Origin of the sequence: Streptomyces sp. NPDC090022 (genome assembly GCF_044748145.1) — a bacterium.
Classification (GTDB): domain Bacteria; phylum Actinomycetota; class Actinomycetes; order Streptomycetales; family Streptomycetaceae; genus Streptomyces.
Genome location: NZ_JBIVFN010000013.1, coordinates 1 through 26,776 on the forward strand (window position 1 = coordinate 1; position 26,776 = coordinate 26,776).

The 26,776-nt window shown below is 72.9% G+C and carries 25 protein-coding genes; 8 read left to right on the plus strand and 17 right to left on the minus strand.

The features are described 5' to 3' along the window. Window positions 1-91 precede the first annotated feature (91 nt). Together ACIPXB_RS22275 and ACIPXB_RS22280 are read right to left on the minus strand one after the other, a co-directional pair. On the minus strand, window positions 92-748 hold the full coding sequence (locus tag ACIPXB_RS22275; protein ID WP_401452510.1) for a response regulator: 657 nt from the start codon (window positions 746-748) through the stop codon (window positions 92-94). Then, the gene (locus ACIPXB_RS22280; protein WP_401452512.1) at window positions 745-1,983 is read right to left on the minus strand and encodes a sensor histidine kinase; all 1,239 of its coding nucleotides are present in this window, start codon (window positions 1,981-1,983) and stop codon (window positions 745-747) included. The genes ACIPXB_RS22275 and ACIPXB_RS22280 overlap by 4 nt, the downstream gene beginning before the upstream one ends. 98 nt (window positions 1,984-2,081) lie before the next feature. On the opposite strand from ACIPXB_RS22280, the gene ACIPXB_RS22285 reads away from it, so the two are divergent. Next, the gene (locus ACIPXB_RS22285; protein WP_401452514.1) at window positions 2,082-2,747 is read left to right on the plus strand and encodes a hypothetical protein; all 666 of its coding nucleotides are present in this window, start codon (window positions 2,082-2,084) and stop codon (window positions 2,745-2,747) included. Window positions 2,748-2,806: 59 nt separating this feature from the next. Here ACIPXB_RS22285 and ACIPXB_RS22290 read toward each other — a convergent pair whose 3' ends face one another. Further along, entirely contained in the window at window positions 2,807-3,379 is a 573-nt protein-coding gene (locus ACIPXB_RS22290) for a cob(I)yrinic acid a,c-diamide adenosyltransferase (protein ID WP_401452516.1), read from the minus strand. Window positions 3,380-3,622: 243 nt separating this feature from the next. On the opposite strand from ACIPXB_RS22290, the gene ACIPXB_RS22295 reads away from it, so the two are divergent. From ACIPXB_RS22295 to ACIPXB_RS22305, 3 genes are all read left to right on the plus strand, one after another. Then, window positions 3,623-4,471, plus strand: a complete 849-nt coding sequence (locus tag ACIPXB_RS22295; RefSeq protein ID WP_037927951.1) for a 3-hydroxyacyl-CoA dehydrogenase family protein — start codon at window positions 3,623-3,625, stop codon at window positions 4,469-4,471. Window positions 4,472-4,651: 180 nt separating this feature from the next. Next, window positions 4,652-4,975: an STAS domain-containing protein gene (locus ACIPXB_RS22300; protein WP_401452519.1), complete on the plus strand. Its 324-nt coding sequence runs from the start codon at window positions 4,652-4,654 to the stop codon at window positions 4,973-4,975. A 230-nt stretch (window positions 4,976-5,205) separates the two neighbouring features. After that, the gene (locus tag ACIPXB_RS22305) at window positions 5,206-7,944 is read left to right on the plus strand and encodes an ATP-binding protein (protein WP_401452521.1); all 2,739 of its coding nucleotides are present in this window, start codon (window positions 5,206-5,208) and stop codon (window positions 7,942-7,944) included. 306 nt (window positions 7,945-8,250) lie between these two features. On the opposite strand, the gene nucS is transcribed toward ACIPXB_RS22305, so the two are convergent. After that, a complete protein-coding gene (nucS, locus tag ACIPXB_RS22310) occupies window positions 8,251-8,922 on the minus strand; it encodes an endonuclease NucS (protein ID WP_401452523.1) in 672 nt (223 codons plus the stop codon). Between the two features lie 233 nt (window positions 8,923-9,155). On the opposite strand from nucS, the gene ACIPXB_RS22315 reads away from it, so the two are divergent. Next, window positions 9,156-9,548 (plus strand): SCO5389 family protein, encoded by a 393-nt coding sequence (locus tag ACIPXB_RS22315; RefSeq protein ID WP_398120657.1) that lies wholly within the window; start codon window positions 9,156-9,158, stop codon window positions 9,546-9,548. A 201-nt stretch (window positions 9,549-9,749) separates the two neighbouring features. On the opposite strand, the gene ACIPXB_RS22320 is transcribed toward ACIPXB_RS22315, so the two are convergent. Further along, complete coding sequence (locus tag ACIPXB_RS22320) at window positions 9,750-10,781, minus strand: LLM class flavin-dependent oxidoreductase (RefSeq protein WP_401452525.1); 1,032 nt, start codon at window positions 10,779-10,781, stop codon at window positions 9,750-9,752. 256 nt (window positions 10,782-11,037) lie between these two features. Between ACIPXB_RS22320 and ACIPXB_RS22325 the strand changes: the two genes are divergently transcribed. Further along, the gene (locus tag ACIPXB_RS22325) at window positions 11,038-11,373 is read left to right on the plus strand and encodes an ATP/GTP-binding protein (RefSeq protein WP_401452527.1); all 336 of its coding nucleotides are present in this window, start codon (window positions 11,038-11,040) and stop codon (window positions 11,371-11,373) included. On the opposite strand, the gene ACIPXB_RS22330 is transcribed toward ACIPXB_RS22325, so the two are convergent. From ACIPXB_RS22330 to mce, 7 genes are all read right to left on the minus strand, one after another. Further along, a complete protein-coding gene (locus ACIPXB_RS22330; RefSeq protein ID WP_401452528.1) occupies window positions 11,374-12,204 on the minus strand; it encodes an ABC transporter permease in 831 nt (276 codons plus the stop codon). Next, window positions 12,201-13,319, minus strand: a complete 1,119-nt coding sequence (locus tag ACIPXB_RS22335; protein ID WP_401452530.1) for an ABC transporter ATP-binding protein — start codon at window positions 13,317-13,319, stop codon at window positions 12,201-12,203. Before ACIPXB_RS22335 ends, ACIPXB_RS22330 begins: the two co-directional genes overlap by 4 nt. A gap of 217 nt (window positions 13,320-13,536) precedes the next feature. Continuing rightward, complete coding sequence (locus ACIPXB_RS22340) at window positions 13,537-14,316, minus strand: ABC transporter permease (protein ID WP_401452532.1); 780 nt, start codon at window positions 14,314-14,316, stop codon at window positions 13,537-13,539. Between the two features lie 2 nt (window positions 14,317-14,318). Beyond that, complete coding sequence (locus ACIPXB_RS22345) at window positions 14,319-15,299, minus strand: ATP-binding cassette domain-containing protein (RefSeq protein WP_401452534.1); 981 nt, start codon at window positions 15,297-15,299, stop codon at window positions 14,319-14,321. A gap of 117 nt (window positions 15,300-15,416) precedes the next feature. Then, on the minus strand, window positions 15,417-16,355 hold the full coding sequence (locus ACIPXB_RS22350) for a cellulose-binding protein (RefSeq protein ID WP_401452536.1): 939 nt from the start codon (window positions 16,353-16,355) through the stop codon (window positions 15,417-15,419). A 195-nt stretch (window positions 16,356-16,550) separates the two neighbouring features. Further along, on the minus strand, window positions 16,551-20,900 hold the full coding sequence (gene scy, locus ACIPXB_RS22355; protein ID WP_401452538.1) for a polarized growth protein Scy: 4,350 nt from the start codon (window positions 20,898-20,900) through the stop codon (window positions 16,551-16,553). A gap of 183 nt (window positions 20,901-21,083) precedes the next feature. After that, window positions 21,084-21,530 carry a methylmalonyl-CoA epimerase gene (gene mce, locus ACIPXB_RS22360; protein ID WP_401452540.1) on the minus strand — a complete coding sequence of 149 codons (447 nt, stop codon included), beginning with the start codon at window positions 21,528-21,530 and terminating at the stop codon, window positions 21,084-21,086. Between the two features lie 135 nt (window positions 21,531-21,665). Between mce and ACIPXB_RS22365 the strand changes: the two genes are divergently transcribed. Both ACIPXB_RS22365 and meaB read left to right on the plus strand, forming a co-directional pair. After that, on the plus strand, window positions 21,666-22,874 hold the full coding sequence (locus tag ACIPXB_RS22365) for an acetyl-CoA C-acetyltransferase (protein WP_401452542.1): 1,209 nt from the start codon (window positions 21,666-21,668) through the stop codon (window positions 22,872-22,874). Between the two features lie 19 nt (window positions 22,875-22,893). Continuing rightward, window positions 22,894-23,850, plus strand: a complete 957-nt coding sequence (meaB, locus tag ACIPXB_RS22370) for a methylmalonyl Co-A mutase-associated GTPase MeaB (RefSeq protein WP_401452797.1) — start codon at window positions 22,894-22,896, stop codon at window positions 23,848-23,850. A gap of 86 nt (window positions 23,851-23,936) precedes the next feature. Here the strand turns inward: meaB and ACIPXB_RS22375 are convergent, their stop codons facing one another. The 5 genes from ACIPXB_RS22375 to ACIPXB_RS22395 form a co-directional block, all read right to left on the minus strand. Beyond that, on the minus strand, window positions 23,937-24,011 hold the full coding sequence (locus tag ACIPXB_RS22375) for a 50S ribosomal protein bL37 (RefSeq protein ID WP_374211945.1): 75 nt from the start codon (window positions 24,009-24,011) through the stop codon (window positions 23,937-23,939). 89 nt (window positions 24,012-24,100) lie between these two features. Continuing rightward, on the minus strand, window positions 24,101-24,577 hold the full coding sequence (locus ACIPXB_RS22380; protein WP_401452799.1) for a MarR family winged helix-turn-helix transcriptional regulator: 477 nt from the start codon (window positions 24,575-24,577) through the stop codon (window positions 24,101-24,103). Window positions 24,578-24,625: 48 nt separating this feature from the next. Further along, window positions 24,626-25,423 carry an AIM24 family protein gene (locus ACIPXB_RS22385; RefSeq protein WP_401452801.1) on the minus strand — a complete coding sequence of 266 codons (798 nt, stop codon included), beginning with the start codon at window positions 25,421-25,423 and terminating at the stop codon, window positions 24,626-24,628. 14 nt (window positions 25,424-25,437) lie between these two features. Beyond that, entirely contained in the window at window positions 25,438-26,088 is a 651-nt protein-coding gene (locus ACIPXB_RS22390; RefSeq protein ID WP_401452544.1) for an AIM24 family protein, read from the minus strand. Further along, window positions 26,088-26,726, minus strand: a complete 639-nt coding sequence (locus ACIPXB_RS22395; protein ID WP_401452546.1) for an AIM24 family protein — start codon at window positions 26,724-26,726, stop codon at window positions 26,088-26,090. Before ACIPXB_RS22395 ends, ACIPXB_RS22390 begins: the two co-directional genes overlap by 1 nt. Window positions 26,727-26,776: the final 50 nt, after the last annotated feature.

Below are 26,776 nucleotides of genomic sequence, written 5' to 3' on the forward strand. Positions count from 1 at the left end.
GCGGCCTTGCCTCAACCCCGCCACCACATAGCGCAAAGGGCCGCCCGGCCCACGACCGGACGACCCCTACAACAAGATCTTCAGCAGACTTCTAGATGCCCAACTCCTGGGCCAGGACCGCCGCTTGGACCCGGCTGCGCAGCTCCAGCTTGCCCAGCAGCCGGCTCACATGGGTCTTCACCGTGGCCTCCGCCATCTCCAGCCGCCGCGCGATCTCCGCGTTCGACAGGCCCTCGCCCAGGCACGACAGCACCTCGCGCTCCCGCCGGGTCAGACTCTCCAGGGCCGCCGCGCGCTCCGGGGACGGGGCCGGCGCGCGTACCGCGGCCGGCGCGGCGAACTCCGCGATCAGCCGGCGGGTCACCGCGGGCGAGATCAGCCCCTCGCCGCGCGCCACCGTGCGCACCGCCTCGATCAGCTCGTGCGCCTCCGCGTTCTTCAGCAGGAAGCCGGCCGCCCCCGCCCGCAGCGCCCCGAAGACGTACTCGTCCAGGTCGAAGGTGGTCAGCACCAGCACGTCCGCCAGCCCCTCGGTCACCACCTGGCGGGTGGCCGAGACCCCGTCGAGCCGGGGCATCTGCACGTCCATGAGGACCAGGTCCGGGCGCAGCTCACGGGCCAGCCGCACCGCCTCCTCGCCGTCCGACGCCTCGCCCGCGACCTCGATGTCGCCCGCGCTGCGCAGGATCAGCACCAGGCCCGCCCGTACCGCCTTCTGGTCCTCCGCGACCAGCACCCGGATCGTCATGCGCTCACCACCTTCTCCTCGGCGGGCAGCACCGCCCGCACCTGCCACCGCGCGCCCGCGCGCGCCGCCTCGAACTCCCCGCCGAGCAGCTCCGTACGCTCCCGCATGCCCACCAGCCCGGCACCCGAGCCCGGCGCGCGCGGCCCCGGCCGGTCCCCGTACGGCGAATCCACCGACACCCTCACCTCCGTGTCCGTGCGCTCCACCCGGACCGTGACCGTACCGGGCACCGCGTGCTTGACCGCGTTGGTCAGGGATTCCTGCACGATCCGGTACGCCGCCAGCTCGACCGGCGCCGGCAGGGCCTCGCCCGGTCGCCGCAGGTCCTCCAGGCGGAAGTCCAGACCGCTGGCCTTCCCGTTGACCCGGGCCTGGGCCAGGAGGCTCTCCAGCCCGTCCAGACTGGGCACGGCCACCGGCTCCTGCTCGGCCCCGGCGTCCCGGAGCAGTCCGATCAGACGACGCATTTCGGCCAGCCCCTGCACGCTGTTCTCGCGGATCACGCCGAGCGCCTCCCGGCTGGTCTCCGGGGTGCCGATGGACAGCGCGGCGGTGGAGTGGATCGCGATGGCCGACAGGTGGTTGGCCACCATGTCGTGCAGCTCGCGCGCCATCCGGGCGCGCTCGGCGACCACCGCCTGGGCCCGGTCGATCTCCGCCAGCAGCGCGGTCTGCTCGGCGCGCAGCCGGGCCGCCTCGGCCGCCTCGCGGTGGTTGCGCAAGGTGGCGCCGGTCAGGGCCGGGCCGAAGCTGACGATGCCGAACACGATCCCGATCAGCAGGGCCTGCGGGGTGCGGAAGTAGGCGACCGCCGTGATGGTGACGGCCACCGTCAGCAGGCCGGTGACGATCGGCAGCCGCCGGGCCAGGGCGGGACGGCCGTAGACCACCGCGGCGTACATCAGGTCTGTGAAGATCAGGATCGAGGCCAGATTGCCGACTGTGAACTGGTCCGCGACGATCGCCACGGTGCCGAGGTTCATCGCCGTCTCGGGGCAGGTGCGCCGGAACAGTCCCAGTACGCCCAGCGCCAGCAGCGGGACCAGGGCCGCCCACGGCGGGAAGAGGCGGTTGCCGTTGGAGTACACCCCCAGGCTCCACAGGATCAGCCCGAGGGTCACGCCGGCAGCGGCGAGGAGCACGTCGTCACGGTGCGGGCGGAAGATCTTCACGGCACCATCCAACACGGTGGGGGCCGCCGGGGCCTCGGCGCGGGAGCCGATTCCGTCGTACATCGAAGGATGCAGTCACAGATCGTCGCCGCAGACGACGAACGCGCCGCCCGGCGCCGGGAAGCTGGAAGCACACACACCGAGCCGAACGGAGTCTTCCCGTGATCTTCGCGCTGATCATCGCCTGCGAGGTCGGCTTCTGGGTCCTGCTGGGGGTGGGCCTGGCGCTGCGCTACCTGGCGAAAATGCCCCGGCTGGGTGCCGCGGTCCTGCTCTGCGAGCCGCTGCTGGAACTGGTGCTGCTGGTGGTCACCACCATCGACCTGAAGAACGGCGCCGAACCGGACTGGAAGCACGGGCTCGCCGCGCTCTACATCGGCTACACCGTCGGGTACGGCAAGCTCACGATCAACTGGCTCGACCGGCACGCCGCGTACCGCTTCGCGGGCGGGCCCAAGCCGGCCGGACTGCCCTACGGCAAGGCCCGCGCCGCCTACGAGTGGCGGCTGTGGCTGCGCACCCTGCTCGGCGGCGCCGTCGCGCTGGCCCTGCTCCAGGGCGCCATCTGGTACGTCGGGGACGCCGGCGACGTCAGCTCCCTGCAGGCCTGGCAGTTCGGGGCCCTGCGGGCGATGGGCATCCACGCCATCGTCGCCCTCTGCTACACGATCTGGCCGACGAAGGCGCCGGCGTCCGCCGCGACGGACACCGCGACGGCCCTTTCGGCACCCCCGTCGACGAGCACCACGGCCACCGGACCGGACTCGGACGCGGTCGCGGGAACCGGGGCCCAGCGCCCGGCGTCCCTCACCAAGACCGAGTCCTGAGCGGGGCGCGGGCCGGACGGGGGTCGGCCCGCGCCCCGCTCCGGGCCGGCCCCGCGCCGTCAGCGCTCGCCGCCCGGCACCCACAGCACGTCGCCGACCTCCTTGTTGGCCACGCGGGCCAGGATGAACAGCAGGTCGGACAGGCGGTTGAGATAGGTGGCGGTGAGCGGGTTCATCGACTCGCCGTGCACCTCCAGCGCCGCCCACGTGGACCGCTCGGCACGCCGCACCACGGTGCAGGCCTGGTGGAGCAGGGCCGCGCCGGGGGTGCCGCCGGGCAGGATGAAGCTGCGCAGCTTCTCCAGCTGCTCGTTGAAGAGGTCGCAGTCCGCCTCCAGCTTGTCGACGTAGAACTGCTCCACCCGCAGCGGCGGGTACTCGGGGTTCTCGACGACCGGCGTGCACAGGTCGGCGCCGACGTCGAACAGGTCGTTCTGGACCCGGACCAGCACCTTCACGACCTCCTCGGGCAGCGCGCCGAGCGCGATCGCCGTCCCGATGGCCGCGTTGGCCTCGTTGGCGTCGGCGTACGCCGAGATCCGCAGGTCGGTCTTGGCCGTCCGGCTCATGTCGCCGAGTGCGGTCGTTCCCTTGTCACCGGTGCGGGTGTAGATGCGCGTGAGGTTCACCATGCGGCCAGCGTAGTGATCCGCCCCGGAAAACCGCACGCGGTGGCGGGGGATCGAGGAGCGGTATCCGGACCGCGGTCCGGCGTGAACTGCGCGGTGTGGAGGGCGCGCTGAGCCGTCCCGGTGTGATGTCCGTCAGCTGAGACGTGACGCGTGTTACTTCCGGGTCACACCACCGCCGCCGGGCGCTAGTCTCCGCCGGAGAGGCTACGAAACTAGGTCGTATTCAAGAGCGTGGGGTGTGCAGTGGCTGGGAAGCTCGCCGTCATCGGTGCCGGACTCATGGGTTCCGGCATCGCTCAGGTTTCCGCTCAGGCGGGCTGGGACGTCGTCCTGCGGGACGTCACCGACGCCGCCCTGACCCGGGGCACCGACGGGATCAAGGCCTCGTACGACAAGTTCGTCTCCAAGGGCAAGCTCACCGCCGAGGACGCCGAGGCCGCGCTCGCCCGGATCACCACGACCACCGACCTCGACGCGGTCGCCGACGTCGACATCGTCGTCGAGGCCGCCTTCGAGAAGATCGAGATCAAGCACGAGATCTTCCGCGCCCTCGACAAGATCGTGCGCGAGGACGCGGTCCTCGCGTCCAACACCTCCGCCATCCCGATCACGAAGATCGCCGCCGTGACGGAGCGTCCGGAGCGGGTCGTCGGCGCGCACTTCTTCTCGCCCGTCCCGATGATGCAGCTGTGCGAGCTGGTCCGCGGCTACAAGACCAGCGACGAGACCCTCGCCACCACCCGCGCGTTCGCCGAGTCGGTCGGCAAGACCTGCATCGTCGTCAACCGCGACGTGGCCGGTTTTGTGACGACCCGTCTGATCTCGGCGCTCGTCGTCGAGGCGGCAAAGCTGTACGAATCGGGCGTGGCGTCCGCCGAGGATATCGACATCGCGTGCAAGCTGGGATTCGGGCACGCGATGGGCCCGCTGGCGACCGCCGACCTGACGGGCGTCGACATCCTCCTGCACGCCACCAGCAACATCTACACCGAGTCCCAGGACGAGAAGTTCGCCCCGCCGGAGCTGATGCGCCGGATGGTGGACGCCGGAGACATCGGCCGCAAGAGCGGCCAGGGCTTCTACAAGCACTGAGACTGAGCACACCGGGGCCGCGAGCACCGGGCGGGACCGTTCGAACGCCGTCACCCCCCGGGGTGATTTAGGTATCGGTTCGCTCACGGTCGGCAACTTCACTGCCCGCGACACAGTCAGTTGCAGTGAGAGTTGCCGACCATACGCACGCGTACGCAGCAGCACTTCCGGGGAGCACATATGCACATCAGGGGCGACCACGCCGAACTCGCAGTCGGGGGCCGCCTCGACGTGCGCAGCGCGGCGGACGCCCGTACGGCCCTCCACACCGCCCTCGACGACGGCGCCGGGGATCTCGTGCTCGACCTCACCGGGCTCGACTCCTGGGACGCGACCGGACTCGGCGTCATCATGGGCGCCCACCGGCGGGCCGGCCGGAGCGGACGGCGTCTGGTCCTGCGCGGGGTGCCGGCGCAGATGCAGCGGCTGCTCGTGGCCACCCGGTTGCACCGGATCCTGGCCATCGAGGGCGGCCTCGAAGCGGAATCGCTTCCTCGCGTCTGAGTACGGGTCCGCGGCGGCGGTTCACGCAGGTCGGGGCGGTATCCGGGGGCGGTATCCGGGGTGGGCGGCTGGTAACGGTCTGGTGGTGATGGCCCCCCTGCCGTTTCCCCCGCCACCGGGCACGGTCTAGGGTTCGGGCGGAAACCGGACCAGGAGCGACCGCGGCGTGTGCGACGGCCGGACAGGACGACGGCGACGCGCGACGCGAGACGCGATCGGGGGACTGGGGCATGGACCGCAGTACACAGGGGCACACCGCACCGGAGGGACGGCCGGAGGGACAGCCGCGGGCCACGGGCCCCGGCGCCCGTACGTCCGGGCCCGCTCCCGCGTCGGGTTCGGGCTCCGGCTCCGGTTCGGGCTCCGCTTCCGGTTCCGGGTCGGCTTCCGCTTCCGGTTCTGCTGCCGGTGCCGCCTCCGGTCCCGGACAGGGGCCTGCCCGGGTCGCGCACCTGATCGCGGGGGACTACCGGCTCACCGTCAACCCCGTCGACGGCAGCGAGATCGAGGCCCGCCGCCCCGACGACCCCGCCGACCGCCCCGCCAGGCGCGACGCCGCCTCCCGGGCCGCCCTCGCCGCCGCGGGCCGCCCGCCCGTACCGCCCGGCCCCGCCCTGCCCGTGCTGCCGCTGCTGGACCGGGCCGAGGAGCGCGAGCGGCTGGTCCGGCTGCTCGGCCGGGGCCGCTCCGTACGGCTGACCGGCCCCGCCGGCTCCGGCCGCTCCACCCTGCTCGACGCGGTCGCCCGCGACTGCGACGACCTCGCCCCCGACGGCGTCGTACGGCTGTGCGGCCACCGGCAGAACCCCACCGAGCTGCTGTACGCGCTCTACGGCGCCGTGTACGACGCCCCCGGCCGGCGGCCCGACCGCACCGAACTGCTCGACCGCGTCCGCGACATCGGCGCCGTCGTCGTCCTCGACGACCTGGAGCTCGGTGGCGTCGCGCTCGACGAGCTGCTGCGCGCCACCCCCGAATGCGCCTGGCTGCTGGCGGCCACGCCCGACACTCCGGCGCCGTCCGACGACTCCCACCTGGAGGAGGTCTTCCTCGGCGGGCTGGGGCGCGCGGCCTGTGCGGAGCTGCTGGCGGAGGCCGTCGGCCGGCCCCTGACGGAGGACGAGACCGCCTGGGCGGGCGACCTGCGCTTCGCCTCCGAAGGACTCGCCCTGCGCTTCGTCCAGGCGGGCGGGCTGCTGCGGCAGCGCGACGAGCTGAACCGGCGGGTGGCCGAGGCCGCCGACGCCGACGGTGACGAGCCCGGCGTCTTCGAGGAACGCCAGGACCGGTCGACGGTGCCGCTGCCGACGCTGGCCGAGGGCGCCGCACCGGCGGAGCTCCTGGCCGCGCGGCTCAGCGAGCCGGCGCGGGCGGCCCTGAAGTTCGCCTGCGCGCTGGGCGGCGAGATGCCGCACCACGCGCACCTGCCGGCGCTGGTCGGGGACACCCACGCCGACATGGCGGTGGCGGAACTCCTGGGGTGCGGACTGCTGACCGCCTCCGGGAACCGGTACCGGCTGGCGGAGGGCGTCGCGCGGCAGCTGGCGGAGGCGGGCGTCGAGGTGCTCGACGAGGCCCGTACGGCGGCCCGGCACTACGCCTGGTGGACCGGGCACGCCTCGGTGACGCCGGCCCGGGTGGCCGCGGAGGCGGACGCGGTGCTGGCCGCGCTGGCCGGCGCGGACGTGGTGGCGGGCGTGATGCTGGCGCGGACCGCCGCGCCGGCGTTCGCGGCGTCGCTGGACTGGGGCGCGTGGGAGCGGGTGCTGCGGGCCGGCGCCGAAGCCGCGCGGACGGCGGGCGAGGTCGCGGAACAGGCCTACTTCCACCACGAGCTGGGTGTGCTGGCCCTGTGCGGGGGCCGCGTGGACCGGGCGCGGGCCGAGCTGGAGGCGTCGATCGGGCTGCGCGGGGCGCTGGCCGACAAGCACGGCACCGTCGCCGGGCGGCGGGCGCTCGCGCTGGTCACGGACCGGGAGGGCGGGGCGGTGGCCTCGCCGCCGCTGCGGCTGGAGGCTCCCGCGGCCGGCGCCGCGCCGACGGCCGCGCCCACGCCCGCGTCCACGTCCACGTCCGCGGTCACGGTTCCGGTGCCGAAGGCGCCGGGTGGCCCGGCGGCGCGGTCGGGTCCGGCCGGGTCGGCCGGGTCGGCCGGGTCGGCCGGTCCGGCGGAGGCGGTCACCCAGGTGACACCGGTCCTGCGGCCCGACCCGCTCGCGAAGGTCACACGGCCCGCCGCGGCGGGCCCGGCGCCGGACCCGGTGACCCTGTCCGAGGTCTTCGAGGACGCGTTCCCGTCGGGCCCGGCGGCCGTGCCGCAGCCGCGGCCCGCGGCCCCGGCCGCGCCCGTCCCGGTCGCTCCGCGGACGCCGCCGTGGCGGCGGCGCCCGGTGCTGCTGGCCGCGGGCGGCGCGCTCGCGGTGGTCGCGCTGGGTACGGTCGCCGCGCTCGCGCTGGGCCCGGAGGACACCGTGACGCCGGCGACCACGCCGGCGCCGACGTCGTTCCGGCCGACCCCGGGTGGCGGAGGGAACGTTCCTGCGCCGGACCCGGTGTCCCCGGAACCGGGCGCCGCGTCCCCGACCGGGGGTGACGGCGGCGCCGGCCCGGCCCCCGAGGTGCCGGGGGCGAGCCCGGCCGCGGGGTCGAGTGCGGGTGCGGGAACGTCGGGGGGCGGGGCGACCCGCCGTCCGGGGACCAAGCCGTCGACCGCGCCGACGAAGCCGCACACCAAGCCGCCGGTGACGACGACACCGCCGGGCACCACGGGCTCCCCGACGAGCGGCACCACGGGCACGCCGACGGCCGGCACGTCGGGCACGCCGACGGCGGGGACGTCGACCGGTACGTCGACCGGAGCGGACGGTGGCGCGGCATCGGGCACGTCGACCGGTACGTCGACGGGGGCCGACGGCGGTGCGGCAGGGGGCCCGACGGCCGGCGCGGACGCCGGCGGCACGGGCAACTGACCCCGCGCGGCCCGCTGGACGCAAGCCGCACGCCGCACACGGCCCAGGGTTCCCACCCGCAGGGCCGGCCGGTCGGCCGACGGTCTCCGGCGGGTGGCCGTGCACGTGCCGGGGTTCCCACCCCCTAGGGGGCGGTCGGTCGGCCGACGGTCTCCGGCGGGTGGCCGTACCCGGACGGGGTGTGCCGTCCGTACCCGACGGTGCGTCGGCCCTCGGCCCCTGGGGCGCCGCAGGCTCGCGTCCGTCCCCGGAGAAGCGGACGCGCCCCGCAGGGGGCGGGGCGCGGTCCGGCTTCGGGCGGGGCCCTCAGAACAGGCGGAGCTTGTCGTCCTCGATGCCGCGCATGGCGTCGTAGTCCAGGACCACGCAGTCCATGCCCCGGTCGGCCGCCAGGACCTTCGCCTGGGGCTTGATCTCCTGGGCCGCGAAGACCCCCCGGACCGGGGCCAGGTGCGGGTCGCGGTTCAGCAGTTCCAGGTACCGCGTCAGCTGCTCGACGCCGTCGATCTCACCGCGCCGCTTGATCTCGACCGCCACCGTCGCGCCGGAGGCGTCCCGGCACAGGATGTCCACCGGCCCGATCGCCGTCATGTACTCGCGGCGGATCAGGGTGTAGCCCTCGCCCAGCGTCTCGATGCGGTCGGCCAGGAGCTCCTGGAGGTGCGCCTCCACACCGTCCTTGATCAGACCGGGGTCGACGCCGAGCTCGTGGGAGGAGTCGTGCAGGACTTCTTCCATCGTGATGATGAGCTTCTCGCCCGCCTTGTTGACGACCGTCCAGACGCCCGCCTCGTCGCCCGTCCCCTCCTTGAGGGTGCACGGCGGCGACATCCAGTTGAGCGGTTTGTACGCCCGGTCGTCCGCGTGGACCGAGACACTGCCGTCGGCCTTCACGAGGATCAGACGGGGTGCCGAGGGCAGATGGGCGGTGAGGCGGCCCGCGTAGTCGACGGAGCAGCGGGCGATGACGAGACGCATGGTCGGCAACGCTACTCGACCGACACCCCTCCACGCGATTCGCCCCCGAAAGCCCCGTTCGCGGATGGCGCGTTGTATGCGCATTCTCCTGGTGCGCACCCCATGGGACGCCTACCGTGTAAGCGGGAGGTTGTCGAACGCGCACACTGCGTCGCCATGCGAGAGCGGCGGCCTCCTTCCCTGCCCGTAAGACCCCGGTCACCCAATGGGCCGGGGTCGCGAGAGGAGAACCCATGTCGCTCGACGTCTCACCGGCCCTACTCGAACAGGCCGAGCGAGGCGAGGTCGACGAAGCCGCATTCGTCGACTGCGTCCGGACCTCCCTGCCGTACGCCTGGGAGATGATCAGCTCATTGGTGGCCCAGCTGAAGGTCGACGGCGGCGAGTTCGCCGACAACCAGACGCCGCCGCCGGACGAGCAGGCGCGCGGCCAGCTGCTGCGCGCGCTGGCGAGTGACGCGATACGCGGTGCGCTGCAGCGGCACTTCGGGGTGCGGCTCGCCTTCCAGAACTGCCACCGCGTCGCCGTGTTCCCGCTGGACGGCTCGGCCGACGACCGGCTCGCCAAGTTCACGTCGATCCGGGGGCAGCTGCTCAACCAGTCCCCGGAACTCCGGGACTGCTAGACCCGGTCCCGGACATTCCCGCAGACATATCCGAAGAACCTTCCGAAGACATGTCCGACCGACTCCGGTAACGAGGACATGCTCTCCCGTCCCCGGCTCTGCGCTGCCGCTCCGTACCGCGGGAGGTGCCTGGTACCGGAGCGGCAGCCAGGGGCGGGGGCAGCACGAGCGGCCGGGAGCGCGCGGCCGGGGAGCGCGGGGCTAGAGCAGGCGCGGGAGGACGTCGCCGCCCAGGCGCCGCAGGTTCTCCTCCGTCGCCGCCAGGTCCCCCGAGCCCTCCGTCAGCAGCGCGAACCGCCTGATCCCGGTCCGTTCGGCCGTCGCCGCCAGCCGGTCCGCCGCCAGCCGCGGGGTGCCCACGGGGTGCAGATCGCAGAGCAGTTCCGTGTACGCGACGGGATCGCGCATCGCACGGTGCCGGCCGTCGACGGTGACGTGGGCGTCCAGGCCCTGCTTCAGCCAGCCGGGCATCGCCTTGATCAGGGTCTCGCGCGCGTCCGCCGTCCGGTCGGCCAGCTGGCACACGCCCGCCGAGACATGGCCGGCGGCCCGCACGGCCTCCGGCGCGTGACCCGCCGCGAGCGCCGTCTCCCGCCACAGCGCGACCATCGCCGCCTTCTCCTCGTCCCCGCAGTGCATGCCGAGCAGCATCGGCAGCGCGCGTTCGGCGGCCAGCCGTACCGACGCCGGCGAGGTGCACGCGACGATCACTTCCGGACTCGTCGCATCCGCGTCCAGCGATTCCGACGGGCGCGGTACGACGGCCACCTCACGGAAGCCGTACCGCTCCCCGGCCGCCCGGACCCGCGGCTCGGTCAGCCACCGGCGCAGCAGGTCCAGCGCCTCGGGGAAGGACTCCTCGTACGCCTCCAGCCCGCCCCCGAACACCTCCAGATCCACCCACGGCCCGCCGCGGCCCACGCCCACGGTGAACCGGCCCCCCGACGTCAGATGCAGCAGCGCGGCCTGCTCGCCCAGGACCACCGGGTGGGTGTTGGGCAGCACGCTCACCGCCGTGCCCACCCGCAGCCGCCGGGTCCGGCCCAGCAGCAGCGCGGCCAGGGTGACCGCCGAAGGGCACACCCCGTACGGCACGAAGTGGTGCTCGGCCAGCCAGACCGAGTCGAGTCCGGCCTCCTCGGCCACCTCGGCGGTCCGCACCGCCCGGTGCAGGGCCTCCCCGGCTCCCTGACCCGGGAACTGGGCCGCCAGTACAAACGCTCCTACGCGCATCGCCTTTAGCCTCCTCGCGGCTGACGCGGCCTCCCCAGGTGGACCGGGCACCCCGGACCGGACGCCGTCGTCCGATCGTCGGGTCTTCTGCTGGCAACAACGTCTGACACGTGCCAAAGGCACGGCCTGACACGAAAGTTACTGAGATTGTCGGGGAATCCGCCGGCGGCCCGTCCAGGCCACCCTGCGGGTACCCGTCCTCGCGCCGCGTAGTCTGGGTGAAAGTCCCTTCCGTACACCGATCCGTGAGGTATACGTGTCTCCGCGCCACAACCGCCCGAGGGGCGGCGAGAATCCGGCCGAGCGTCCAGGCGGCGACGGTGGCGGCATGGACCGCTACGGCCTGGAGCGCACCGAGGAGTGGCAGGGCGAGGACTGGAAGGTCCGCCATGTCGCCGGTGCCGCGGCGGCGGGCAAGCGCTACCGCTGCCCGGGCTGCGACCAGGAGATCCCCTCGGGCACCCCGCACCTGGTGGCGTGGCCGGAGTACGGCGGCGTGGACGACCGGCGGCACTGGCACAAGGCGTGCTGGAACGCGAAGGACCGCCGCACCTCGAAGGTGCAGCGGTCCCGCAACGCTCCCCGCTACTGACTACACGTCCCGGCGGCCGACCACCGCGTACGAGCCGGCCACCGCGGCGCCCGCCACCAGGAGCAGCAGCATGAGCTGCGCACCGTCGCTCGTGGCCCCGACCCCGTCGCCGTTCGGCAGCCCGAACAGCTGCATCAGCGCCACCGGCGCGTTGTAGCGCAGGACCGCCGTGCCCACCGGCGCGAGCACGGTCCACGAGGTGAGCATGGCGCCGATCACCGGGGGCAGGGTGATGATGCCGATCATCACGGCGATCGCTCCCGCCGAGTGCCGTACGAGCGCGCCGATCGCGAGGCCGAGCACCCCCAGCAGGGTGATGTACACGCTGCCGTAGAACGCGCCGGCCCACTCCGAGGGATGGTGCACGCCGGCCGCCGGCCCGTCGTGCACGATGGCGGCGGCCAGGCTCACCAGGCCGACCGAGCCCGCCACGACACCGAACGCGGTTCCCGTGAAGACCAGGTACTTCGCGGTCAGCACGCGGAACCGGTCGGGGGCCGCGGTGAAGGTGGTGCGGATCAGCCCGGTGCCGTGCTCCGAGGTCATCGTCAGCACGCCCAGCACCATCACCGGCACCTGCCCGACCAGCAGACCGAAGACGGCGGGCGCGGTGAAGGGCATGCCCTCGTAGTCCCGGGCGCTGGTCTGGGTGATCGCGAGCGTGCCGATGCCGCAGACCAGGGCGATCAGCGAGCCCAGCGTCCACAGGGTGGAGCGGACCGAGATCAGCTTGGTCCACTCCGAGGCGACCGCGTGGGCCAGGTTCGGCCGGGGTCCGGAGTGCGGCGAGCGGTACGCGGGCGGCGCGGTCGGCGCGGTCGGCGCGGTCATCGGGAATCCTCGGGTTCGTTCGCGGCGGAGGCCAGGTCGCCGGGGCTGCTGGGCATCAGGAAGGGCCGGCCGCCCGCCCCGGGCGGCGGGGGAGCGTAGAAGCTCGCCGCCGTCTCGGCCGGCACCTCCGGCGCCACCTCGTCCTCCCAGTCCGGCACGGTCAGCGGCGCGGGCGCGACCAGCTCGGCGCGCGGGTCGTCGGTGGAGGTGTACTCGACCGAGCTCTGGGTCATGCGCATGTAGGCCTCCTCCAGCGAGGCCCGGTGCGGGGACAGCTCCCACAGGCGTACGCCCGCCCCGTGCGCGAGATCGGAGATCCCCGGCAGGTCCAGCCCGGTCACCCGCAGGGCGCCGTCGGGCTCCTTCAGCACCCGGCCGCCGGCCTTCACCAGGACCTCGCCCAGCGTTTCCCAGCCGTTCGGGTCGGTGTCGGCCACCCGCACCCGGGCGAATCCGGCCGAGTTGTGCGCGATGAACTCCTGCACGCCCATGTCGGCCAGCAGCCGCCCGCGGCCGATCACGATCAGGTGGTCGGCGGTCAGCGCCATCTCGCTCATCAGGTGCGAGGAGACGAAGACGGTCCGGCCCTCGGCGGCCAGCTGCTTCATGAGGGTGCGCACCCAGAGGATGCCCTCGGGGTCGAGACCGTTGACCGGCTCGTCGAACAGCAGCACCTGCGGATCACCCAGGAGCGCCGCCGCGATGCCGAGCCGCTGGCCCATGCCGAGGGAGAAGCCCTTGGCCCGCTGCCCGGCCACGTCCTGGAGCCCGACCACGCCCAGGACCTCGTCGACGCGCTTCTCCGGGATCCCGGAGAGCTGGGCGAGGGCGAGCAGGTGCTTGCGGGCCCGGCGGCCGCCGTGCACGGCGCGGGCGTCGAGCAGCGCGCCGACGTTGCGCTGGGCGTCGGGGAGCTCCCGGAAGGGCAGCCCGTTGATCGTGACCCGTCCGGCCGTGGGCCGGTCCAGGCCCAGGATCATGCGCATGGTGGTCGACTTCCCGGAGCCGTTGGGCCCCAGGAATCCGGTCACCTGACCCGGCCTGACCTGGAAGGAGAGCTGGTCGACCGCGGTCTTGGCGCCGTAGCGCTTGGTCAGGCCGACTGCTTCGATCATCCTCTGTCCCTTGCCAGGCGGACGGGATTCGTCCGGGTAAGGCTTAAGAGGATAACGAGTGGTCCGCGGTTCCCACCTGCTCCAGATCCCTGAGGGAACCCTGAGACCGACCCGGGAATCCCCCGGGGACCAGCCCTGGCACGGATCACGGCAGGGGCCGGTACGGATTCCGGCCCGGATCCCGGAAGGGACCCCGGAAGGGACCCCGGCCCGGGTTCTAGGCGTCCCGGCGCCGCAGGACGAGGCAGCCGCCGATCACCGCGGCCAGCACCCACAGCACCATGATCCCGAGCCCGCCCCACGGCCCGTACGGCGCCTCGCCCCGGCCCATGGCGTCCGGGACGACCTGCATGATCTTCGACCCGGCCCGGTCGGGGAAATAGCGGGCGACCTCCTTGGCCTTCGGCACCACGATCAGGATCTGCGAGATCAGGAAGAAGAACGGGACGAGGATGCCCAGCGAGAGCACCGTGCTGCGCAGCATCGCGGTCACGCCCATCGAGAAGACGGCGATCAGCGCCATGTAGAGGCCGGCCCCCACGACGGCGCGCAGCACGTTCGGCTCCCCGATGCCCGTGCGGTGCCCGCCCAGCAGCGCCTGGCCGATGAAGAAGGACAGGAAGCTGGTGGCCAGCCCCACCAGCAGGGCCAGCAGCCCGGCCACGGTGATCTTGCTCAGCAGGAAGGTGGTCCGCCGGGGCACGGCGGCCAGCGAGGTCCGGATCATGCCGGTGCTGTACTCGGTGCCGACCACCATGACCCCGAAGACGACCATGGCCAGCTGGCCCAGCACCATCCCCGAGAAGCTGGTGAGCGTCGGGTCGAAGGCGGCGCGCTCGATCTCCGGAAGATTGTCGAACTGGCTCGTCATCAGCGCGGAGACGGCGGCGCTCAGCGCCACGGTGACCACCAGCGCGGTGGCCAGGGTCCAGGTGGTGGAGGAGACGGTGCGGATCTTGGTCCACTCGGAGCGCAGGACGGCGGGGAGGGAGCCCATGGTCACGATCCTCCGAGCGCACTGTCGTCGCCGCCCCAGCGGGGTCCGCCGAGCGGCAGCCCGGAGGCGTCCTCGCCCGGCGCGTGCGCGTGGTACTCGACCGCGCCGGCGGTCATCCGCATGAACGCCTCCTCCAGCGAGGCGCGCTGCGGGCTGAGCTCGTGCAGCACGATCTGGTGCTCGGCGGCGAGGTCGCCGAGCGCCTCGGCGCTCACGCCGTCGATCTCCAGGGCGCCCGCGCCGACCCCGACCGCCGCAATTCCATTACTCGCGAGTACGTCCTTGAGGCGCTCCTGATGCGGTGAGCGCACCCGTACGTAGCTCCGGGAGTTCGCCTGGATGAAATCCGCCATCGATGTGTCGGCCAGCAGCCGGCCTTGTCCGATCACGATCAAATGATCTGCGGTCAGAGCCATTTCGCTCATCAGGTGACTGGATACGAAGATCGTCCTTCCTTCGGCGGCCAGGGCCTTCATCAGATTGCGGATCCAGTGGATTCCCTCGGGGTCCAGGCCATTGACCGGCTCGTCGAACATCAGGATCTCCGGATCACCCAGCAAGGCGGCGGCGATTCCCAGGCGTTGCCCCATGCCGAGCGAAAAGCCCTTCGATTTCCTGCGCGCCACCGCCGTCAGTCCGACCGTGTCCAGCACGTCTGCCACCCGGGTCGCCGGGATCCGGTTCGACTGGGCCAGGCACAGCAGGTTGTCGAACGCGCTGCGCCCGCCGTGCATCGCCTTGGCGTCCAGCAGCGCCCCGATGTACTTGAGCGGCTCGTCCAGCTCGCGGTAGTGCCGGCCGTCGATCCGTACCGTTCCGCTGGTCGGGTGGTCCAGGTCGAGCACCATCCGCATCGTCGTCGACTTGCCCGCTCCGTTGGGCCCGAGGAACCCGGTCACCACGCCCGGTCTGACCCGGAAACTGAGGGAGTCGACCGCGGTCTTCGTACCGAAGCGCTTGGTGAGGGCCTCCAGCTCGATCATGCGCCTCACGCTAGAACGACCCAGGGCCCCCCGCCACCGGAGTGACGGGAGGCCCTGAAGGGGTGCCGGCGGAAGCCGGCCGGGTCGGCGGGCGGGCGCCGCGGGGCGCCTGCCGGGTCAGCGGCTCTGCTGCGCCGGGACGCCGCGCGAGACCGGCTCGTCGTCGATCACGGGCGTGGCCGCGGCCACCGCCGCGCCGGTCAGCGTCGCCAGCATCTCGCGGACGTTGGTCAGCTGCGCGTTGATGGAGTCGCGGCGGTTGGTGAGCGCCGCCAGCTCGCGCTCGGATTCGCTGCGGATACGGTCCGCCTTGGCGTTGGCGTCGGCCACGATGTCCTCGGCCTGGCGCTGCGCGGTCTCCACCGTCTGGCGGGCCCGGCGCTCGGCGTCCGTACGCAGCTTCTCGGCCTCCAGGCGCAGCTGCTCCGCCCGGTGCTCGATCTCGGCGAGGCGCTTCTCGGCCTTGGCCTGACGCGAGGCCAGGTCGCGCTCGGACTGCTCGCGGCGCTTGGCCAGGTTGGTCTCGAAGTCCGCGGCGGCCTGGGCGGCCTTGGCGCGGGTCTCCTCGAACAGCGCGTCGGCCTCCTCGCGCTTGGAGGCCGCGTCCTTGGTGGCCTCGGTACGCAGCTGCTGCGCGTCGCCCTTGGCCTTCTCGACGATCCGGACGCCCTCGTCCTCTGCCTTCGCCTTGCGGTCGGCGGCGAACGTCTCGGCGTCGTTGCGCACCTGCTGGGCCGCCGACTCGGCGAGCTCGCGGTGCTGCTCGGCCGCCCGGCGCGCCTCCTCGCGCAGGTCCTTCGCCTCCTCTTCGGCGAGCCGCAGGATCTTCTCGACCCGGGCGCCGAGACCGGCGTACGACGGCTCGGCGTCGCTGACCTGGGCCTGGGCGTTCTGCGTCTCGAGGTGGAGTTCCTCGATGCGCTTCTCCAGGGAGTTGATGCGGGACAGGGCGCTGTCACGGTCGGCGACGAGCTTGGTAATGCGGTCGTCCACCTGACCGCGGTCGTAACCACGCCGCACGAGCTCGAAGCCGAAGGGGGAGGAAGTGTCGCTCATGGGGTTCCTGTCGAAGTGAGACCGATGAGGTGCTACGTGAGGTGTTAAGGGGAATCCTAGGCGCCGGAGCGGCGTGTCATCGAGTCAATCCGGGTTTGCCCTGGACAATGACACCCCTTTTGAGTGGCAAGGCTACGGAATGCTTGTCACTCGTTCGCCTGAACCTTCATCAGGAGCACACATCCGCCGTCCCGACTAGCCGTCTGATGCCTTGCCACCCGATCGGGTGGAACCCGCCGTCGCGCCGGCCTTGACGCCCCCCGCGCCCTGACCGCCGACCGTCGGCTTTCCGCCGCCCGACGGTGCCTCGAAAGATTCCAACGCCTCGAGAACGTCCTGGACACGGGAGATCTCCGCCTGGATGTCCTCGCGCCTGCGCACCAGAACCTCCAGCTCACGACGGCCCTCCTCGACCAGCCGCTCCGCCTCCGCCTTCGCCTCCGCCAGCACGCTCTCGGCCTGCCGGGACAGGTCCGCCTTCTTCTGCTCGGCCTCCTTGAGCAACTGCTCGGCCTTGCGGACCGCCGCGATCCGGACCTTGGACGCCTCGCTGCTGGCGTCGGACACCAGCGCCTTGGCCTTCGCCTCGGCCTCCGCGCTCTGCTCGCTCGCCGCCTTCACCAGCTTGTCCACGCGCTCGCCGGCCGACTTCATCTGCTCCGCCGACTCCCGGCGGGCCCGCTCGTGCAGCTCCTCCACCTCGGCCTCGACCCGGCCGCGCAGCTCCTCGGCCCGCTCCCTTATGGCGGCCGCGTCCGTACGCGCCCCCACCAGCAGCTCGTTCGCGTCCGTACGCGCCTTCTCGACCAGCGAGTTGCCCTCGACGGTCGCCTCCGACGCGATCCGCGCGGCCTCCTTGCGCGCCGCGTCGACCATCGCGTCGGCCTGCTCCTCCGCCTTGGTGGTGGCGGCCAGCGCCTGCTTCTGCGCGTCGGCGGTCAGCTTCTCCGACTCCGCGGCGGCCTCGGTGATGAGCCGGTCGACCTGCTCGGCGGCCTCCGTACGGCGCTTGTTGGCGCTCTCGCGGGCCTCGTCCAGGAGCCGCTCGGACTCCTCGCGCGCCTGCGTACGGATGCGCTCGGCCTCCGCCTGCGCCTCCGCCTTGACCTGCTCGGCCGCCGACCGGGTCCGGGTGGCGTGCTCCTGCGCCGAGGACAGCGCCTCGGTCGCCTCCGCACGCAGCCGCTCGGCGTCCGCAGCCGCCTCGCCCACCGTGCGCTCGTTGTCCTTGCGGGTCTGCTCGGTGAGCTTCTCCGACTCGGCCACCGTCTCCGTGATCAGCCGGTCCGCCTGCTCGGCGGCCTCGCTGCGCATCCGGTTGGCCTCGGCGCGCGCCTCGTCCAGCGTCCGCTCGGCGTCCCGCTCCGCGCTCGCCAGCGTCTCGTTCGCCGCGGCCGTGACCCGCTCCGCCTCCGCGGTGGCCTCGCCGATGATCCGGCCGCCCTCCGCGCGGGCGTCGTCCAGGGTCCGCGCCGCCTCGGTGCGCAGCCGCTCGGCCTCCTCGGCCGCCTCGCCGACCGTGGCCGCGTTCGCCGCCCGGGTCTCCTCGGTGAGCCGCTCCGCCTCGGCGATCGCCTTCGTGGTCAGCGCGTCCGCCTGCTCGGCGGCCTCGCTGCGCATCCGGTTGGCCTCGGCGCGCGCCTCGTCCAGGGTGCCCGCCGCCTCCGCGCGGGTGGCGTCCGCGTCCGCCTCGGCCCGCGCCCGCACCGCGTCCGCGGCCCGCTCGGTCTCCGCCGTGTGCCGCTGCGCCTGCGCCGTCGCGTCCGAGACGATCGTCGCGCCCTCGGCGCGCGCCGCCTCCAGGGCCTCGCCGGCCTCGCTGCGGATGCGGTTGGCGTCGTCGCGGGCGTCCGCCCGGGTCCGGGCCGCGTCCCGCTCGGCCGCCGCCAGCGCGTCCGTCGCCTCGGTCCGTACCCGCTGCGCGTACTCGGCCGTGTCGGTGCGCAGCTGCTCGGACTCGGCGAGCGCCTCCGCGACCGTGCGCTCCGCCAGCGCCTTCGCCGCGTCCGTCTCGGTGCGCGCCTCGCCGCGGATGCGGTTGGCGTCCTCGGTGGCCCGCTCCCGCTCGGCGTACGCGTCGGCGCGGACCCGGTCCGCCTCGCCCTGCGCCTCGGAGCGGGTGCGCTCCGCCGCGTGCTCGGCCGCGCTGCGCAGGCCGGAGATCTCCTCCTCGGCCTCCTCGCGCAGCCCGGACACGGAGTCGCGCACCGCCTGTGCCGTCGCCTCGGCCGCCGCGACCAGCTCGCCGGCCCGCCGCTCGGCCTCCTCGGTCAGCCGCGCCGCCTCGGCCTGCGCCTCCTCCGAGCGCTTGCGGGCCGAGGCCAGCAGCTCCTCGGACTGCTCACGGGCCTGCGCCCGCTCGCTGTCGGCGTCCGTACGGGCCGACGCCAGCGTCTCGTCCGCCTCCCGGCGGCGCCGCGCGGCCTCCTCCTGGGCGGCGGCCAGTGCCTCGGCGGCCTCGGCCGCGACCCGCTCGGCCGCCGCCTTCGCCTCCGCGCGCAGCCGGTCCGCGGTCTCCTGCGCCTCCACGCGCAGCCGCTCGGCCTCGGCCTCCGCCTCGCCGGTCAGCCGTACGGCGACCTGCTCGGCCTCCGCCCGGGTGCGGCCGGCGTCCTCGGCCGCGTCGGTGCGCAGCTGGTCGGCCTCGGCCTCCGCCTGCGCCTGGAGGGTACGGATCCGCTCGGCCGACTCGGCGCGCAGCCGGTCGCCCTCCTCGGACGCCTCGCGGCGGATGGTCTCCGCCGCCCCGCGGGCGTCGCGCAGCGTCTGCTCGGCCGTGGTCAGCCGGGTCTCGGCCTCCTGGTGCAGCCGGGTCAGCTCCGTGTCCGCCTCGGCCCGCTTCGCGGCCAGCGCCCGCTCGGTCTCCTCGCGCCGCTCGCGCACGGCCGCCTCGGCCCCGGCCTGCAGGGCCTGCGCCCGCTCCTCGGCCTCCGTGCGCAGCCGCTCGGCCTCGGCGCGGGTGCGCTCCAGCGTCTCCTCGGCCTGGGTGCGCAGGGTCGTGGCCCGCTCGATGGCCTCGGCGCGGACCCGCTCGCTCTCGGCGCTCGCCCCGCCGCGCAGTTCGTCCGCGTCCGCCTTGGCCTTGCTCAGCAGCTCCTCGGCGGTCTTGGCCGCCTCCTCGATCTGCGTGACGGCCTCGCGGCGTGCCTCGCCGCGGATCCGCTCGCCCTCGGCGACCGCCTCCGCGCGCAGCTGCTCGGCCTCGCCGCGCAGCCGCCGCGCCTCCTCCTGGAGTTCGACGGTGCGGGCCCGGTACTCCTCGGTGTCGTCCTTCGCCGCGCCCTTGAGCTCCTCGGCGGTGTCCGCCGCCTGCGCCCGCAGCCGTTCCGCCTCGGCCTCCGCCTCGCGGCGGATCCGCTCCGCCTCCTCGGAGGCGGCCCGGGTGGTGGCGCGGGCGTCCTCGGAGGCCTTGTTCAGCACCTCCTCGGCGGTCCGCGCGGCCTTCGCCAGCTGCGCGGCCGTGTCCTCGGCGGCCGCCGTCCGGGCCAGCTCGCCGGCCTCGGTCTTCAGCCGCTCGGCCTCGGCGCGGGCATCGGCCAGCTGCTGCTCGGCCTCCGCCTTGAGGGCCTCGGCCTCCTTGGTGGCCTCGCCGACCAGCCGCGCGACCTGCTCCTTGGCCGTGCGGGTGCGCTGCTCGTTGACCGACTCGGCCGAGGCGAGCTGCCGGGCGGCGCTCTCCTTGGCGTCCGCCAGCAGCCGCTCGGCCTCCGCGCGGGCCTCGCGCAGCGCCCCGTCGGCCTCCTGCACCCGCTGCTCGGCCACCCGGCCGAGGTCCAGGGTCTGCTGCCGGGTCTGCTCGGCCTCGGCGGACGTGGTCGAACGCAGCCGCTCCGCGTGGTCGGTGGCCTCCTGGGCCTGCGCGGAGGCGGCGGTCAGCAGCCGCTCGGCCTCCTTGCGGGCGCGCAGCAGCGTCGCCTCGGCCTCGCTGCGGGCGGCCTCCGCGTCGGCGGCCATCCGGCGCCGGGTCTCCTCGGCGACCCGGGCGGCCTCGGCGCGCGCCGCGTTCAGGGCCTGCTCGGCCTCGGCGCGGGACTCCTCCATGAGCCGGCGGGCCTGGGCCTCCGTACGGGCCCGCAGCTGCTCGGCCCACGCCACGTTCTCGTTGACGTGCGCCTCGACGGTCTGGCGGCGCTCGTTGAGCTCCTGGTCCAGCCGCTGGCGGCGGTTGACGGCCTCGCCGTGCAGCTCGGCCTGCAGGCGCGCCTGGTGCTCGGCGTGCTCCTGGAGGATGCGCTGGGTCTGGGCCCGGGCCTCGCGCAGCTCGCGCTCGGCGTCCGAACGCATCTGGTCGGCCTGGATCTGGGCGTTGCGCAGCAGCTGCTCGGCCTGGTAGCCGAGGTCCTGGCTGTCGTAGGCAGGGCGGGACGCGAGCGCGCGACGCACCTCGTGGAGCTTGGCACGCAGCACCTCGACCTGGTATCCCAGGTCTTCCGCGTGCTGGACGGCCTTCTCGCGCTCCTTCTTCAGCCGCTCCATCTCGGCCTCGAAGCGCGAGAGATGGTCGGCCTCAGCCTGATGAGTCTCCTGGCTTTCGTAGCCCCGCACAGCGCGGTCCCATCCGTCCCCTGGTCGCAAGCTCACTCCCAAATGAGCACCGTCCGCCCGCTGAACGACGCCCCCGGGGAATGGTGTCAGATGCCGGGGCGTGGGTCACAGGCCCCGACCCCGTTCCGCACCGAACCCCGGCCGAGCCAGACGCCACTCTACCGGCCGGGGATATAGGTGGGGTCAGTGCTCGGGGTGCTCGTGGTCCGCGGGGGCGGAGGTGACCAGTTCGGTGAGGACGCCGTGGCAGTCCTTGGGGTGCAGGAACGTGATCCGCGAACCCATCGAACCGCGGCGCGGCTCGTCGTACAGGACGCGTACGCCCTTGCCGCGGATGGCGTCGGCGTCGCCGTCGACGTCGGCGGTGCCGAAGGCGATGTGGTGGACGCCCTCGCCGTTCTTGGCCAGCCACTTGCCGACCGCGGAGTCCTCGCGGGTGGGCTCCAGCAGCTGGAGGTAGGAGGCGCCGCCGTCGGAGGTCTCGTTGATCTTGAGCATGGCCTCCCGGACACCCTGCTCCTCGTTGACCTCGCTGTGGAACACCTCGAAGCCGTACGTGGCACGGTAGAACTCGACAGTCCTGTCGAGGTCGAAGCAGGCGATCCCGATGTGGTCGATTCTTGTCAGCATGGGTCCAGTGCACTGCCAAGGAGGGTGGTCACGCAACGTGCGCGCGATCACACCGACAGCCCGGTGACCGCCGCCGTACCGCTCAGTACATTGACGTAAACCCTCGTTCACTCCTCATCCAAGGGGCTGTGCCTCATGTCCGGAACGAACAACACCACTTCAGTGATCGTCGCTGGTGCCCGCACGCCCATGGGGCGGCTGCTGGGCTCGCTGAAGTCCTTCTCGGGCGCCGACCTCGGCGGTTTCGCCATCAAGTCCGCGCTGGACCGGGCCGGGATCTCCGGCGACCAGGTGCAGTACGTGATCATGGGGCAGGTGCTCCAGGCCGGCGCCGGCCAGATCCCCGCGCGCCAGGCCGCGGTCAAGGCCGGCATCCCGATGAGCGTGCCCGCCCTGACCATCAACAAGGTGTGCCTGTCCGGTCTGGACGCGATCGCGCTGGCCGACCAGCTGATCCGCGCCGGCGAGTTCGACATCGTGGTCGCGGGCGGCCAGGAGTCCATGACCAACGCCCCGCACCTGCTGCCGAAGTCCCGCGAGGGCCACAAGTACGGCGCGATCGAGATGCTCGACGCGATGGCGTACGACGGCCTGACCGACGCCTTCGAGAACATCGCGATGGGCGAGTCGACCGAGAAGCACAACGGACGCCTGGGCATCGAGCGCGCGCCGCAGGACGAGTTCGCCGCCCTGTCGCACCAGCGGGCCGCCGCCGCGCAGAAGAACGGTGTCTTCGAGGCCGAGATCACCCCCGTGGAGATCCCGCAGCGCAAGGGCGAGCCGGTCGTCTTCGCCGCCGACGAGGGCATCCGTCCCGAGACCACGGTGGAGTCGCTGGGCAAGCTGCGCCCCGCGTTCAGCAAGGACGGCACCATCACCGCCGGCACCTCCTCGCAGATCTCCGACGGCGCCGCCGCGGTGGTCGTCATGAGCCGGGCCAAGGCCGAGGAGCTGGGTCTGGAGTGGCTCGCCGAGATCGGCGCGCACGGCAACGTGGCCGGCCCGGACAACTCGCTGCAGTCGCAGCCGTCCAACGCCATCGCCCACGCCCTGACCAAGGAGGGCCTGACCGTCTCCGACCTGGACCTCATCGAGATCAACGAGGCCTTCGCCGCGGTGGCCGTCCAGTCAATGAAGGACCTGGGCGTGACCCCGGAAAAGGTGAACGTCAACGGTGGCGCGATCGCCCTGGGCCACCCGATCGGCATGTCCGGCGCCCGTCTGGTGCTGCACCTGGCGCTGGAGCTCAAGCGCCGGGGCGGCGGGGTCGGCGCTGCCGCGCTGTGCGGCGGCGGCGGCCAGGGCGACGCCCTGATCGTGCGCGTCCCGTCCGCGCAGGCGTAAGGGGCTGCTCGTGACGACGGTGGACGTCCCCTCGCTGGTGGCCCAGGCCCGTGAGGGCAGGCCGCGTGCCGTGGCCCGGCTGATCTCACTGGTCGAGGGGGCGTCCCCGCAGCTGCGCGAGGTGATGGCGGCGCTGGCCCCGCTGACCGGCGGAGCCTACGTCGTGGGCCTGACCGGCTCGCCCGGCGTCGGCAAGTCGACGTCGACATCGGCGCTGGTGTCGGCGTACCGGCGGGCCGGCAAGCGGGTCGGGGTGCTGGCCGTGGACCCCTCCTCGCCCTTCTCGGGCGGGGCGCTGCTCGGCGACCGCGTCCGGATGTCCGACCACGCCTCCGATCCCGGCGTCTACATCCGCTCGATGGCCACCCGCGGCCACCTGGGCGGCCTGTCGTGGGCGGCTCCGCAGGCCATCCGCGTGCTGGACGCGGCGGGGTGCGACGTGATCCTGGTGGAGACCGTCGGCGTCGGCCAGTCGGAGGTGGAGATCGCCGCCCAGGCGGACACCTGCGTGGTGCTGCTGGCCCCCGGCATGGGGGACGGGATCCAGGCCGCCAAGGCGGGCATCCTGGAGATCGGCGACGTGTACGTGGTCAACAAGGCCGACCGGGACGGCGCCGACGCGACCGCCCGGGAGCTGAACCACATGCTCGGCCTGGGGGAGTCCCGGGGACCGGGGGACTGGCGGCCGCCGATCGTCAAGACGGTCGCCGCGCGGGCCCAGGGCGTCGACGAGGTCGTCGAGGCGCTGGAGAAGCACCGGGCGTGGATGGACGAGCGCGGGGTGCTGGCCGAGCGGCGTACGGCGCGGGCGGCCCGCGAGGTCGAGACGATCGCCGTCACCGCCCTGCGGGCGCGGATCGCGGACCTGCACGGCGACGTCCACCTCGGCGCGCTCGCGGCGCGGGTCGCGGCCGGCGAGCTGGACCCGTACGCGGCCTCGGACGCCCTGCTGGCCACGCTGACGGACACCCCGTAGGGCGTCCGGAAACGGGAAGAAGGCCGGGCGGGCGGCTTTCGGGCGGCCCGCCCGGCCTTCTCGTCGTGCGTGATGGGGCCGGGTGGTCAGGCGTTGGGGCGCTTGCCGTGGTTCGCGCTCTTCTTCTTGCGGGCCCGGCGCTTGTTCCCTCGCTTGGACATCGTGCGCATCTCCCTCGTCGGGGGACATTCTCGGCACGGCCAGTCTAGGGTCGGCCCCGGGCCACCGCCCGCCGGGAGGTCCGGCGCCGCTACGGCTTGCCGCGGTGGTCGCGCAGGTGCTCCGCGACCGGACGCAGCGAGGCGTGCAGGGCCGCCAGCGCCTCCGGCGGCAGCAGGTCGATGAAGTGGCGGCGCACCGACGCCACGTGGTGCGGTGCGACCTTGCGCATCGTCTCCATGCCCTCGGGCGTCAGCACGGCGTACAGCCCGCGGCGGTCGGACTCGCAGTTCACGCGGGTCACCAGGCCCGCGGTCTCCATCCGGGTGATCTGGTGGGACAGCCGGCTCTTGGACTGCAGGGTCGCGGTCGCGAGATCGCTCATCCGCATCCGGTGGTCCGGCGACTCCGAGAGGTTCACGAGGATCTCGTAGTCGTTGTTGGTGAGTCCGAAGGGCTGGAGATCCTTTTCCAGCTGGTGCATCAGCAGTCTGCTGACGTCCAGGTGGGTGCGCCAGGCGCACTGCTCGGCGTCGGTCAGCCAGCGGGTGGCCGTCTCGGTCTCCATGGTCTCCATGATTGAACTCTACCTAAAAAGTTGAATTTCGTACAAACATTACAGGCCGAAACGGCGCTGGAGATCACCCAGCTGGCCCGGCATCCGCGGGACGCCCAGCTGTCCCAGGGGACCCTGCTGGCCGTGCCCGTGGCCCTGCCCGGGGATGCCCGGCTCCGCGCCGACCGCCCCCACCGGCTGCTCGGCCATCAGCAGCTCCGTGGACTGGAGCAGGACCGTGCCCGCCCCCACGAACTCGAACTGGTGCTCCTCGCCCGACGTGCCGCCGATCCCGGTGAGCTGGCGCAGCCCGCCCATCACGCCGGACATGTAGCCGTGGTCGTAGTGGTGGCACGGGGACGGGCAGTCCGCCCAGCCGACCAGGGCCTGCGGGTCCACGCGCAGCGGCGGCTCCATGAACACCACCGGACCATTGGACGCCGCCACGAACTTCCCGGTTCCGATCAGGGTCAGGAAGCCGGGGACGATCGACTGCTTGAGCGCCAGGGACGGCTGGTAGGCCAGGAGGTTCCCTGACCGGATCGTCAGGTTCCCGTTGTCCAGGTCGTAGGAGTTCACGTCGAAGGCGCGGTCGGCCAGCAGCATCTTGCCCTGCCCCTCCGCCACCACCCAGTCGCTCGCGTGCAGCGGCGAGTGGAAGCTCGTGCGCAGCAGCCGCTCGAAGCGGCCGTGGCCGATGCCGTTGAACTCGATCTGCCCGTAGTAGGCGATCATCTTGCCCTTCTGCAGGAACCACTGGCTCCCCTTGAGCTCCACGCAGAAGGTGTAGGCGTTGACGTTGTCGTCGGAAGGAAGGGTGTACGGGTCGAAGACCGTCGGGCCGCCGGGGCCGGTCATCACGGGACCGAAATTCACAGCTTCTCCTCCGAGGCCTGTACGTACACCGCGCCCTGACCCGACAGCTCCAGCTGGAACGCCTCGCCCGAGCCGCGCCCCACCATGTCCCGCCAGCCCAGCGCCGCCGAGAGCTTGTTGCGCACCTCGCCATGGTGGGCGACGTACGCCTGCGGGTCCACGTGGACCGGGCGGTTCGGAGTGATCGGGAGCTCGATGACCCCGCCGTGCGCCATGACCGCCGCCGCGCCGTGGCCCTTGAGCGTGGTCGTGAACAGGCCCTGCCCGGTCACCTGGCCGCGCACCATGCCCATGACACCGCCTTGCGAGCCCATGAACATCGTGCCCTGCTGGAGCGTGCCGTCGAAGGCCAGCAGCCGGTCCGCCTCGACGTAGAGGGTCTCGCCGGTCAGGTTGATCACCTGGATGTGGTGGCCGCCGTGGCCGAACATCACCGTGCCGCTGCCCTCGACCGTCATCAGCGGGGTCTGCTCGTTCGCCACCCGGCGCCCGATCATGCCCATGACGCCGCCCTGGCCGCCGGTGATGTTCGGGGTGAAGGAGACGTCACCGCGGTAGGCGAGCATCGCGCCGCGCTGGCTGTACATGCGCTGCCCCGGAACGACCTGGGCCTCGATCATCTTCGAATTGATCTCGCGGAACGGCATCAGACGTCGCCCCCGATGGTGTTGCGCTCGCTGGGCTGCACGTAGACGAGTCCCTCGCCCTCGAAGCGGATCTGGAAGGCCTCGCCCGAACCCTCCCCGATCAACGTGCGGAAGTTCACTCCGGACTGGAAGTGCTGCTGGAGGTTGCCCGTGTGCGCGATGTACGCCCCCGGGTCGACCGAGAGCGGGTACTGGGCGCTGACGCGCATCACCACCGCCGGCCCGTCCGATACGATCGCCGCCTGGCCGCTGCCCTCGACGGTCGTGGTGAACAGGCCGTTGCCCGAGGTCGCGCCGCGCAGACCGGTGAAGGTCGTGCCGGTGCGCAGCCCCCCGTCCGTGCACAGCAGGTTGCTGGACTCGACCCACAGCTTCTCGCCTCGGAGACCGACCAGATTGATCTCACTGGCGCGGTCGGCGAAGTAGCAGGTGCCGTGTCCCTGTACCTCCATCACGGTCATCTGTTCACCGGTCAGGCGGCGGGTGACCATGCCGCGCAGGCCTTCACCACCACCGGTCATCTTCTTGAAGGCCATCTGGCCGTCGTAGGCGACCATCGAGCCGTTCTTGGCCTTGACGGTATCGCCGGAAAGGTCTACGGCGAGCACTTTGCTGCCTTGGAGTCGGAACTGAGCCACGGGAAGACGTTATCGGCAGCGGGCGGACCCGAACAGGGCCCCATGGCCCG